This window comes from Acinetobacter pittii, assembly GCF_034064985.1.
Lineage (GTDB): Bacteria > Pseudomonadota > Gammaproteobacteria > Pseudomonadales > Moraxellaceae > Acinetobacter > Acinetobacter pittii_H.
On the sequence record NZ_CP139249.1, the window covers coordinates 1,846,965 to 1,859,214 of the forward strand.

Genomic DNA, 12,250 nt, shown 5'->3' on the forward strand with positions numbered 1-12,250 from the left:
AGGTAATAAAAAATGAATAAGCACCTTGAAGCCGAGTGGAGATTCCCAGCAAAAACGGCGTGGGCAATTTTTGCTGCCATGATTTTTGGAAACTTTATGGCGATTCTTGATATTCAGATCGTGGCGAGTTCTCTAAACGAAGTTCAAGCGGGGATGAGTGCAAGTCGTTATGAAGTCACTTGGGTACAAACGGTTTATTTAATTGCCGAAATTATTGCAATTCCAATGTCGAGTATTGTCTCGAGGGTACTTTCAACACGGGTGTATTACACCATCTGTGCAATTGGTTTTACGGTGAGTTCTTTACTTTGTGCCTTGGCATGGAACTTAGAAAGTTTATTGGTGTTCCGTGGTATACAAGGTTTTATGGGCGGCGGCATGATTCCGACCTCCATGACGGCGTTGTACTTACTTTTTCCAGAACCAAAACGTTCATTGCCTTTGGTGATGTTTGGAATGATCAGTACCTTGGGACCGGCTATTGGCCCAACCATTGGCGGTTGGCTCACCAATAATTTCTCATGGCACTGGATGTTCTTGATCAATATTATTCCGGGCATCATCATTGCTACGGTCATTTACTCAGGCCCAAATATCGACCGTGCCAACTATTCACTCATCAAAAGTATGGACTGGTTTAGTTTGGTCGGTATGGCGATGTTTTTGGGTGGGCTTGAATATTTCCTTGATGAAGGCGCACGGCATGACTGGCTTGCAGACACAGGCGTTCGGATTGCTTTCATGATCTGCGTTCTGGGCGGCATGATTTTCTTCTCTAGAAGTTTCACCCAGCCTAAGCCTTTGCTCGATTTATCCGTATTTAAAAACAAGAACTTTACCTTAAGTGCTATCACGACTTTTGTGATTGGCATGGCGCTCTATGGCTTGGGCTACATGATTCCCGTGTTTCTTGGGCAAGTCCGTGAAATGAACAGTAGCCAAATTGGTCACGTCATGATGGTGACAGGCATTGTCATGTTCTGCTTTGCGCCGTTCCTTGCGTGGCTCATTCCCAATTTTGATACCCGCAAAACCGTATTTGTCGGAATGATTTTGGCGGGTTTTGGGGTATGGCTCAATTCGCATCTCAGCATTCATAGCGATTATGACTTTATGTTTTGGCCGCAAATTTACCGTGGTATTGGCCTCATGATTTGTCTAATTGTGGTTTCGCATTTAGCCATGAGCACATTGCCACTCAGCAAAGTAGCCGATGCTAGCGGTATTTATAACCTGATGCGTAATATCGGCGGCGCGGTTGGATTGGCACTGATTAACTCATCATTAGATTGGCTGACTGCCATGCATGTCACCCAGATTAATCAGTCTATGACACCACAAAACTGGATCTTTACAGAACGACTCGACCAACTTACGGCGCAATATCAGGAAGTCGGCTCAAATGCACAGCAAATCGCGCTCAGCGTGATCTATCGCAACATTCATTTTCAGGCACTGACCTCTAGCTTTAACGACTTATTACGCATGCTCGCAATCATCATGTTTGTGACCGCATTTTTAACCATCTTTATGGATCGGGGGAAGAAAATGAACATGTAGCGATTTAGAAATAAAGAGCAGCTTTCAAAGAATGAAAAACAATAGGGCATATCAAAACGTATCCCTTCATAGAAAAAGAACATTGAGATGAGTTTTCTAAAATCGGTTGATGAGATCGGGGAACTCGCAAATTAGAGGTGGAAGGTTAAAGGATTATGATTAATACAACGTATAAACTAATTTCAAAATTGAACCTGAAAAACACGACTTATGGTCAATATTTTGAAAAAGAGCAAATCGATACTGAACGATTAAAAGTGATGTATTCCATTTACGAACAGTATTATGAAAATACGAGATTTTCTATTTTCGTAGATGATTTCCAAAATAAAAGCGGTGCGATCTTAATTTTTGATTCGGAAACAAATGAGATTGTGGGTTTTTCGACTGTGGTGGTGCAGCATTTCTATTTAAACGGTAAAGACTACACCGTGTTATTTAGCGGTGATACGGTCATTTTGAAGAAGTTTTGGGGCACGCGTAGTCTACAAAGTACCATGCTCAAACTTATGATTAAGCTTCGAATCAAATACCCATTTAACGAACTCTATTGGCTCCTCATTTCTAAAGGTTATAAAACCTACTTACTGCTCGCCAATAACTACTATGTCTATTACCCAAATATTAAAGATGAAAACCAGCATCTTTCGGAAGTTGTCGAGCATTACTGTGAGAAATTCTTTGGGGAGTACTACGACCGTGAAGCAGGCCTTTTAAACTTTGGTGATGACTATCAGCCATTAAAAGATGAAGTCGCACCAATTACTGCCGAAATGAGAGAGAAAAACCCAAATATTCATTTCTTTGAGCAGATGAATCCAACATGGAAAGCAGGCACAGAACTACCGTGTATTGGTCGGTTAGGCTGGAAAGACATAGCCCGTTTCCCAGTGAAGCTAATGACCAAACCTACAAGTAAGGGAAAATTTGAAGCCTGTGTAACGTCTAAAACAAAACGTAGAGAGGCCATCCAATGAAATCTAATGAATGGCTAACTCTTGGCTCGCATCTGATTTTAAAAAAATGGTGTGATGCATCTGACCGTAATTTCCAAAAACAGTTTAATGCCTTAGAGACTACGCAACGTCAAATTTTGCATTCGATTTTACAGACCTCTACTTTGGCCAAAGATAAACAGGTTCAAAATTATGAGCAGTTTGTAAAAGCATTTCCTCCGACACGTTACGGCGCATGGCGTGAAGACATTCAACGTTACCGTGAACAAAAGCTTTCACTCTCGAGCAGTAAACTGGTTCGTTTCCAACCGACCAGTGGTTCGAGTGAGCAAATCAAGTTCATTCCATACACCAAGTTGTTTTTAGATGAACTTGACCATGCGATTGCGCCGTGGATGGCGAGTTTATACCGCAAATGCCCACAGCTCAGCTCGGGTACACATTATTGGTCGGTGTCATGGTTGCCTGAAAGTCAACGTGAAGTTTTAAAAGATAAAAACCTAAATGACGATAGTGCGCTACTCGGTGTAGGTAAGCGAATTTTGTCTAAGTTTACTCAAGCGGTTCCAAGTAATGTTGCCTTTGCAGCAAATGCTGACGATGCACTGTTTGCCACCATTTGTTATTTGGTCGCAAACCGTAACTTAGCCATGATTTCGGTGTGGAGTCCAACGTTTGCGCTGCAATTACTTGAACGTTTGGAGTTGCTGCAGCAAGACGTGATTGAGGTTTTACAAAGTGGTTCATGGGGCAGCCGTCAGGCTTCATTAAAAGAAGTGACAGCACCGCGTAGCTCTGAAAGTGCTCAAGCCTTAATTGCAAGTTCAAACGGCACACAGATCGACTTTAAAAAGCTCTGGCCAAAGTTAAGTCTGGTGTCGAGTTGGGACACTGCAGGTTCAAAAGCTTGGGCGGAGAAATTAAAAGAGAAATTACCCAGTGTTCAGTTTGAAGGTAAAGGCCTATGGGCGACGGAAGGTGTAGTGACTATTCCCTATAACGACCAATACCCACTCGCATACCAAAGTCATTTCTATGAATTTGAATATTTAGAAGGCGATAAACAAGGTCAAATTATTCCATCGTGGCAACTTAAACAAGGTGATGTGGTCAGCCCGCTCATTACTTCGGGCAATGGCTTACTTCGCTACTGTTTGGATGATTGCTTACGGGTGACTGGCTTTATAGAGCAAATTCCGTGTTTTGAATTTCAAGGCCGCCGTTTTGGGGTAGATCTGGTCGGTGAAAAACTCGCACCTGAAACCGCTCAGCAATTATTGTCACAGTTAAATGAAACCGAATCGAAAGCGATTTCTTTACTTGCGATTGATACGCAGCAACAGGTTAAACCATTTTACTGCGTGCTTTTTGAAGGTGATATTCATCACAGCATTAGTAATGAATATATCGACAGTATTTTGCGTCAAAATTTCCATTATGAACTTGCACGAAACTTGGGGCAGCTCGACCAGCCTCAAATTCGCCAAGCCAATAATGGCTGGAATGCCTATAAAAAACTGGTCATGTTTGATGGCATTATCGAAGGCAATATCAAACCTGAGCCACTCAAAAAAGTCACCCTCAATAGTTTGGAACAACTATGAAAGGGATGAAGCCATTTAATACTCGGTTTTTAACACTTCGACACGCCTTGTATTTAGGCGTGTTGGTTGTGTCGAATACACATGCCATGACTTTAGACGAGGCTTTGTCTGCCAGTTTAAGGCATGAAAGTCAGCTTGAAGTGAGCCGTTTAAGCGTGAACCAGTCCACCGCAATGCTTGAGCAAGCCAAACAGCGTGATGGACTTAAAGTCAATTTAGTCGGGCAACTGGACTATGAAAGAATAAATACGCCTTCACACGTCCTGTTTCCAACCGAAGGAAACCGTAAAGGCCGAAGTTTGCAATTGCAGGCAGATTATCCGATTTATACCTCTGGGCGACACCGTTTAGGAATTGATGTTGCCGAAAGTCAGCTTTCTGCACAAAACCAAGGTTTGTCAGATCAACGATCGGAAACCATTTTAAATACCGTGATGGTCTATACCGACGTATTAAAAAAGAAAGCCATTTTAGAACTTAGACAAAAGACCATGGCAAATCTACAACGGTCTTTATATGAGTCGAAACGCCGTTTTGACGTGGGAATGATTACCCGTGCAGACTTGGCTCAGGTTTTGGCGCAAGTTGCTCAAGGCCAAGCCGATATCACACAAGCCCAATCTAACTTGACCGTAAGCGAAGCACAGTTTTATCAAGTAACGGGTGTAACGCCTGATAACCTTGTTGCCATTAAACAGCTACCTGCTATTCCTGCGAGCTTAGATGAAATTTTGGCGCAAACCAAAAACCATCCAGCTCTAATGCGTAGCAAATACGAAAAGCAGGCCGCCGAGAAACAATACGCTTTAACTAAACGGGAACTGTGGCCAACGGTCATGCTCACCAGCCGTGCCGGAAAGCAAGATGAAGCGAGTTATATTGGTTCTGAAAGTAATAACTATATGGTTGGGGTGCAGTTGAATGTACCGCTCTATGACGATGGCTTAAATCGCGCCAACGTTAAAAAAGCACAGGCCGATATCGATTTGGCTAACCAAAAAACGCGAAGTCTTGAACTAGATTTAAATAAACGTACACGTACCACCTATGCGCAGCTTCAAACCATTCGACAAAATAAAGAAGCATTGGCAAATGCCATAGAAGCAGCATCTATTGCCTTTGTGTACACCCGTAAAGAGTTTGATGTCGGTACCAAAACCACCTTTGATTTGCTCAATACCGAGCAAAAGTTACTCGATGCACAAACCCAAAAAACCGTGAATGACCAAGATGAAGTGGTGTTTGTCTATCAGCTACTCGACCAAATGGGGCGTTTAAATAACTTGGTTCCCACACAGACCGCACAACAGGTGAATAATGAATAAAACAAATACACCACTTGCTGACAATACGCTGATTACCCGAGAAGCAACTCTGGCAGATGATCAGGCTTTACGAGATTTAATCGCCGTACCCATGACCACTAAAGGCATACAAATTAGCTTTCAGCGCGAACCGAGCTATTTTAGAGCGTCCGACATTGTCTATCGATATAAATTACATGTGTTGATTGAAGACACCGAGAGTCAAAAAAATGTCGCTTGTTATAGTAATGGTTACCGCCCGTGTTATGTCGATCGAAACATTCAAAACTTGCGATACGCTGGAGACTTACGTGTAGATCATAGTTATCGGGGTAAATCACTGGTAAAAGTTCTGGCAAAGCATGTAAAACAGACCATGCATGAACCGAACTATAGTCAAATGATTATTTTTGATGATAACCACGCGGCGCGCGCTGCCATCCAAACAGGCAAAACGGGAATGCCCGATTATTATGATGAAGGGCTTATAGAAACACTTAGTCTGACGAGTACAGGTGCGAAAAGAAAAGTCACGGCTTTTCTAAAGCAGGCTTCTCCGCAGAGTGACATTCAAGAAATCCGTACATGTGTTGCTGAAGCTCAGCATGTGGAAGCCATGAACCAGTTTATTCGCGACATGGCAGAGTTTTATAACTTTATACCTGCCTATAACTTTGAAGAACTGGCCCAAGGGCATCGGTATTTTTCAGGAATAAAACTATCAGACTTTTCACTTTACTTTAAGGGTGAAAAACTGGTGGGCATGTTTGGTTTATGGGATCAGCACAGTATTAAGCAAACCAAAATTTTGCATTACAGTTCAGTCATTGGAATTTTTAGACCCGTTTATAACTTGCTAACTCCAATTACCAAAGGTATGCGTTTGCCTAAACTTGGCGACTCTATCAAGTACCATGTGCTACATACGCTTATGTGCCATCCAGAAGATTTGGCTTTGCATCATAAAATGCTCGAAGATGCCTATAACAAATCAAAACAGCAAGGCGTTGGGGTGGTGAGCTTTACGCTTTCACATAAAGACCCGCGCTATCAGTTAAACCAGTTTTATAAAGGTGAACGCTTAACAGGAATGCATGGTTTTATTAGTTATGAAGGCGACCCAAGACCAAATTTTGATAAAAACTTGATTCCATACTTAGAGGTTGGACGTATTTAATTTAAAGCTTGAAGTGATACTTTGAATGAAGCCCACGGAAGTGGGTTTTGTCATTTTGAATATGAGCGAGTAAGTTGAAGATCAGTTTATAAAAGAAAATATAGCAATAATTTATAATATAATTATTTAATTTTTAATGGAAAAGTATTTTAATTTTTATTGATGAGTAGTCACTAAACGTACATATAGCGCAACTACTATACAAAACGAAATTTAAGAACATGGTAGTTAAGTGATGAAAAAAAGTTTATTGGGCGGCCTTATTCTGTCTTTGTGTACAACTCCAGCTTTTGCACTAAATATTTTATTGGTTAACGATGACGGTCTAACCAGCAATGTCAAAGCGCTTTATGATGAATTAAAAGCAAATGGTCATAGCGTGCTTGTGTCTGTACCGTGTTCACCACAAAGTGGCCGTGGTGGCGCAATCGTGATGTACAGCTCGACGACGATTACCGCGGATAACGATAAGCAAATTGCGGCTGAAAATGGTTGTCACAATGGTGCAGCACCCGTTGGCGCACCTGCGGCTGGAACCTTTACCAAAGCAGGTTATACCAATGGTGACTGGAACTACACGCATGGCACACCAGTGATGGCAACAGTTTATGGACTAGATGTAGTTGCACCAAAACGCTGGGGTAAAGCGCCGGACTTAGTTTTATCTGGCCCGAATGAAGGACAAAATGTCGGAAAAGTCGTTGTGCACTCTGGCACGATTGGCAATGTACAGTTTTCGGCAGGTCGTGGCATTCCGTCTATTGCATTAAGCGCCGATACAAACACGGTAGATGATAAAACGTTAAACAACCCTAACTCTGCAATTGTGGCAAAACAAACCGTAGTGTTATTAAAAGAATTACAAGCTAAGGCAGGCAAGGGTCAGTTGTTGCCAAAAGGCATTACGCTAAATGTGAATTTTCCTAAAAATTTAACAACCAGCACACCTTTTGCTTTTTCCAAAATTGGAACTTATGACTTATATAAGCTGAAGTTCCAAGTAACTAAGGACAATAAAGGCACTAACCAATTTGGTCTAGGAATTGATGCGGCACCATCAGCGCCAACCGCAGCTCAAATGTCGGATGAAAGCGCCGTCATGCAAAGCAAAATTGCTGTAACTGCAATGCAAGTTGCTTATGATCAGCGACCAGCAGCTCAAGAATGGCTCAAAATTCGTTTAAAAAGCCTATTTAACAAGTAAGGGAGAAGACCATGAAACGTTGTTTGTTGGTTTTACTTCTTGGGTTTGGATTGGCGGCGTGTAATGACAATGATCATGATGACCAAGTCTCGACTGAAAAACCTGCACTAGCTCCGAGCTTAGATGTCGGCACTTATATTATTAGTACCGAAACGGATCAAGAGTTACCTATGGCGGGTAAATACTATTCTGGTGCAGATGGTTCTAAATTATTGGTTTTAGATGATGACGAAAACCGTGCCAAAATTGTGATGAGCTATGACGCAAAAACCAAAGCTTGGCAAAGCAACCAGTCTAATCAAGCGATGAAAGTTGAATTAGCACATTATGAAAAAATTGATGATCAGAAAATTACGCTGAATCAATTGGTCGGCAATTACGATTTATCATTTTCAGATGGAACAACGGTCAATGCCGAGGTGAATGCACAAGGCAAAATTGTCTCGAAAGACCCAAATTGTGTGTTTACAGGTGTTATTACTGAAAGCGCATTAGCCAATACTGCAAACTATCAACTGACCGATAACAAGTGTGATGCGCTAAAAAATAACTCGAAAGGTTATGTTGTGATAGATGAAGATTTAGAACCTATGAGTTTTAGGCTTGTATCTGACACGGTTGCATCAAAAGACATTTGGGCATTTGCACAATCTTAAACACAAAAGGCAACGGATTCATTTCGTTGTCTTTTCATCCCAACCTATCTTGCGCCGTTGAAACAATCAACATGGTTTGAAGATAATAATCTACTCGTGATTGATTATTTTCTTTATGTGAGTTATGCGCATTAAAGGCTGCATCATGAAGTTTCACGACTCGAGCGATCGGATTCAAACTACAACGAATTAAATATTCTTCGCGTGTTTCAGGTTCTCGTTTAGTTAATGCATCAACGGCATCACGGACTTCTTTTCCAAATAAACTTTCGATTTTGGCTAGGGTAAGAGGTGTATCTTCAACGCTATCGTGTAGAAGGGCTGTAATAATATAGACTTCTGAAAATTGGTGCTCGATTAATGAATTGACCACACCTTTAATATGGTAATCAAAGTAATCATGAGAACCATACTTTTGACTTTGATGAGATTCTTTTGATAATTTCTCTGCTAATTCAACTTTATTTTGAGTCATTTTTTGCTCTTATTAATTTAAGTATATGACACGGCCTAATGGGCGAGATGGGTAGCTTAAGTCATAATTTTATACTGAATACTTAAGTTAGGCATAAGAGTAATCGTTCATTTTTATTTATTCATTCTTGTTTGATAAGAACAAAACCGACCTTAAATTTTTTCAACTTTAAAATTTAACTTAATGATATAAAAGCAGATTGTAAATATTACTTAAGAATATCCTTAATTATGTAATTAAATGAAAAATAATAATTATTTAAATATTTTCTAGCCAATTTCACATTGACACTTCAAATATTGGAGATTACCATTTGCGGGCTGGCCTACATTGCCAGGCAGTTTTGACAGACTGCTATACGACCGCATCAGGATTATTTCTTCTGAGGAATAGTCTTATGTGTAAGCTCCTCGTTCCCTCCCGTAGCGGTAGGACGGGAGAGGGACACCCTCGGGTGTGCTGGCGTCGTACCAGTCTGTCAACCCTCTTTCGTTCTGCCACCATAATTCTAATGCCTTGGCAGAACTCCATATATAAGGAGTTGGCTTTGTACATTCATCATTTCTTGGCAGCCATTGCCAAAAGCTATAACAACACGGCTTAAAACATTTAACGCAGCTTGATCGCCATAAGGCTTTTTCAGGCTTTAGCTCGTTATTACTTAAAACTTAGACAATTCAAACTTGAGATGTGCTGTGCACAGTCTTTACGGCTTTGCTATGCCTTTTTTCTCCCAAAAGACAGCGGTTTTTATATCTCATTTATATACAACAATAATTTTTTATAACGGTAAAAATATGCCAAAAATAGTTCTCCCAACACGTGCAGTACAAGTCGTAAATAAATCAATTGAGTTATTTCACTACAATGGGTTTCATCTAGTCGGCATCGACAGACTTGTGAAAGAGTGTGAAGTGACCAAAGCGACTTTTTATAACTACTTTCACTCTAAAGAACGGTTGATTGAAATCTGCCTGATTGTGCAAAAAGAGCGCCTAAAAGAAAAAGTGATTTCATTGGTTGAATATGACCGCAGCACAAACGCAATCGATAAACTCAAAAAACTCTATCTTTTACACACAGACCTAGACGGGCTGTATTACTTATTATTTAAAGCTATTTTTGAAACAAAACTGACCCATCCAAAAGCGTACATAACCGCCGTGCGATATAGAACATGGCTCACCAACGAAATCTATAGCCTGCTTAGAGTCCTTAACTCCGATGTTTCCTTTACCGATGCCAAATTATTTTTATATATGATCGAAGGCGTAATTATTCAGCGTTTAAGTTTGGGTGAAGTTGATGAAAGGGTATTGGAGGTGTTTTTATTACAGTTTAGGTAATTTATTTCATTTAAATAACTTTGAGAAGAAAGATGATTACTCAATTTTTTAAGAAAAGACGACTTGAATTTATTTGTATTCGATAAACATGAAGATGATGTGTTTTTCACTACTTTAGATGTATTTCCTGCTTAAATCCTTCAAGATTATAGTGTCTGAGTTTAATACATCTTCTTTTTAGAGTATGTTTGAGTGAACTTCAAAAAAGTACGCTTGAGAATAGTTGCCTTTAAACAAGCACAGCTATTTGCTTCCAATCAAAAAAATTAATAAACTGAACTTTTTATTAATGAGAATAAAAAATGAAGCTTTACGAAAAGTTGATTCAAGCAAAAGGTACGGATGGAAGCATTTTAGAAGTTGTTGCTTTATGTAGTGCTGTGAAATCTATATCAATAGATCAGCCAACGGAATATAACTTTATTCCACAGTATGTATTAATCGACAAAAAAAGAATTCAAATAGAAGGATTAGGTTATTTTTATCATCCGGATACTGGAGTAGCTTATGAAATCTAAAAATTATCTAATTGTATTTTTTATATATTAAGTGCAAGACATTCAGATGAGATTCTCCAATAAATGACGGGCATCCCAGTCAGTCTATATGGTGACGTTGAACAGCATTGTCTAATTATGAGGATATTTGGTTTGAATCATTTAAGATTTTTTTGTTTTTATTAATTATTTAAATTCTAGTATTATTAAACTTTAGGTTTTAAATAAAAATTTGGTGAAAAGTTGACTCAAGATAGAAAGAAAATAGTTGAAGTAGGGGCCGCTTTTCTAAAGCGTTATTCTGTAGAAATGTGTTTAGCAGAAAATTTAACACGAATAGAATGTGAAGGGAAAATTATTAATTCTCATACAGTTCCTAAAAGTAGCAGTTTAAAAAAAATTGAAAGGAATGGGCATGTATATTCTTTCGATAAAAAGGACTTACTAGCTTTAAATGAATCAAAAGGAAAAATTCTGCCCCAGTTAAATGGAATTAATAAAGCTTCCACATTTAAGGGGTTCTGTGGGAAACATGATAGAGCCTTATTTGCACCCATTGAAATAAGTGATTTTATAGGAAGTCCTGAGCAGTGTTTTCTGTTGTTTTATCGAGCATATGCTAAAGAAGTATATAATAAAAAGATTAACTATAATGATCGAGAGACTAACTATAAGATTTTGGAATCAAATGAAAAAATACCATTTCAAACAAAAATATTATTAAAAAGCTATTTGGATGATCACTTTACCGGTATGAGAATTGCTATTGATGATATTAGTAGACTTAAACCTTTAATGGATGAAATTCTAGAAAACCAAGAATATGCTAAAGTTAAGGCTTTAATTATAGAATTTGATGAGACATTACCGTTTATGGTTAGCGGTGCAGTATATCCAGAACAAGGCTTTGATGGGAAAATAATTCAAGATCTATTAGCAAGGGATTTTAATCCATTTTATTCTCTAGGTTGTACAAGTTTCTCTAGTAACGATAAGGGTTATTTTGTTTTTACATGGCTCAATATTGAGAATAATCCCATTGATAAATTTATTGATTCATTTTTAAATATTAAAGATAATTACAAGTTTAACCATTTATTAAAAATGACATTTCATTTTTTTGAAAATATTTTTATGTCACCTGAGTGGTGGGAGAGCTTAGGTAAAGAACACAATGAATATCTTATTAATACTATGAATCGAAATATTAACCCTTTTTTAAAAAGGCTAAAACACCCTCTTAAATATGATGGTTATAGATTGCCTAATATAAGATTTAAAGAAATAAGAAAGGTAAATTTTTAATCTGAACCCACCATCTGGTGGGTTTTTTATTAAGAGCAATTTATGAAAAATATTTACCGCTCAAGGTGAGTGACTTTACACCAAGTGAATCCACACGTTCATTTATGCCGGAAGATTATTTGAAATATGTCAACGATCGCTTGGGTAAAGCATATCAGGTACATCA

Annotated in this window: 11 protein-coding genes; 10 read left to right on the top strand and 1 reads right to left on the bottom strand. The window is 38.9% G+C overall.

Annotated features, from left to right (window positions below; genetic code table 11):
• The first annotated feature begins 12 nt into the window (after positions 1-12).
• The 7 genes from emrY to SOI76_RS08855 all read left to right on the top strand — a co-directional run bounded on the left by emrY (position 13) and on the right by SOI76_RS08855 (position 8,461).
• Positions 13-1,560 carry a DHA2 family efflux MFS transporter permease subunit gene (gene emrY / locus SOI76_RS08825; protein WP_104078670.1) on the top strand — a complete coding sequence of 516 codons (1,548 nt, stop codon included), beginning with the start codon at positions 13-15 and terminating at the stop codon, positions 1,558-1,560.
• 188 nt (positions 1,561-1,748) lie between these two features.
• Positions 1,749-2,537 carry a hypothetical protein gene (locus SOI76_RS08830; protein ID WP_171293214.1) on the top strand — a complete coding sequence of 263 codons (789 nt, stop codon included), beginning with the start codon at positions 1,749-1,751 and terminating at the stop codon, positions 2,535-2,537.
• The gene (locus SOI76_RS08835; protein WP_104078668.1) at positions 2,534-4,120 is read left to right on the top strand and encodes a GH3 auxin-responsive promoter family protein; all 1,587 of its coding nucleotides are present in this window, start codon (positions 2,534-2,536) and stop codon (positions 4,118-4,120) included. The genes SOI76_RS08830 and SOI76_RS08835 overlap by 4 nt, the downstream gene beginning before the upstream one ends.
• Positions 4,117-5,445 (top strand): TolC family protein, encoded by a 1,329-nt coding sequence (locus SOI76_RS08840; RefSeq protein ID WP_205668343.1) that lies wholly within the window; start codon positions 4,117-4,119, stop codon positions 5,443-5,445. The genes SOI76_RS08835 and SOI76_RS08840 overlap by 4 nt, the downstream gene beginning before the upstream one ends.
• A complete protein-coding gene (locus tag SOI76_RS08845) occupies positions 5,438-6,601 on the top strand; it encodes a hypothetical protein (RefSeq protein WP_104078667.1) in 1,164 nt (387 codons plus the stop codon). Before SOI76_RS08840 ends, SOI76_RS08845 begins: the two co-directional genes overlap by 8 nt.
• 232 nt (positions 6,602-6,833) lie before the next feature.
• Complete coding sequence (locus SOI76_RS08850; protein ID WP_104078666.1) at positions 6,834-7,805, top strand: 5'/3'-nucleotidase SurE; 972 nt, start codon at positions 6,834-6,836, stop codon at positions 7,803-7,805.
• 11 nt (positions 7,806-7,816) lie between these two features.
• A complete protein-coding gene (locus tag SOI76_RS08855) occupies positions 7,817-8,461 on the top strand; it encodes a hypothetical protein (protein WP_104078665.1) in 645 nt (214 codons plus the stop codon).
• A gap of 34 nt (positions 8,462-8,495) precedes the next feature.
• Here SOI76_RS08855 and SOI76_RS08860 read toward each other — a convergent pair whose 3' ends face one another.
• Entirely contained in the window at positions 8,496-8,936 is a 441-nt protein-coding gene (locus SOI76_RS08860) for an HD domain-containing protein (RefSeq protein ID WP_104078664.1), read from the bottom strand.
• Between the two features lie 797 nt (positions 8,937-9,733).
• Here SOI76_RS08860 and SOI76_RS08865 point away from each other — a divergent pair.
• From SOI76_RS08865 to SOI76_RS08875, 3 genes are all read left to right on the top strand, one after another.
• A complete protein-coding gene (locus SOI76_RS08865) occupies positions 9,734-10,282 on the top strand; it encodes a TetR/AcrR family transcriptional regulator (RefSeq protein WP_104078663.1) in 549 nt (182 codons plus the stop codon).
• Between the two features lie 302 nt (positions 10,283-10,584).
• A complete protein-coding gene (locus SOI76_RS08870) occupies positions 10,585-10,800 on the top strand; it encodes a hypothetical protein (protein ID WP_049067824.1) in 216 nt (71 codons plus the stop codon).
• A 222-nt stretch (positions 10,801-11,022) separates the two neighbouring features.
• Positions 11,023-12,084, top strand: coding sequence for a hypothetical protein (locus tag SOI76_RS08875; protein ID WP_068930487.1), 1,062 nt, complete (start codon positions 11,023-11,025; stop codon positions 12,082-12,084).
• The last annotated feature ends 166 nt before the right edge of the window (positions 12,085-12,250 follow it).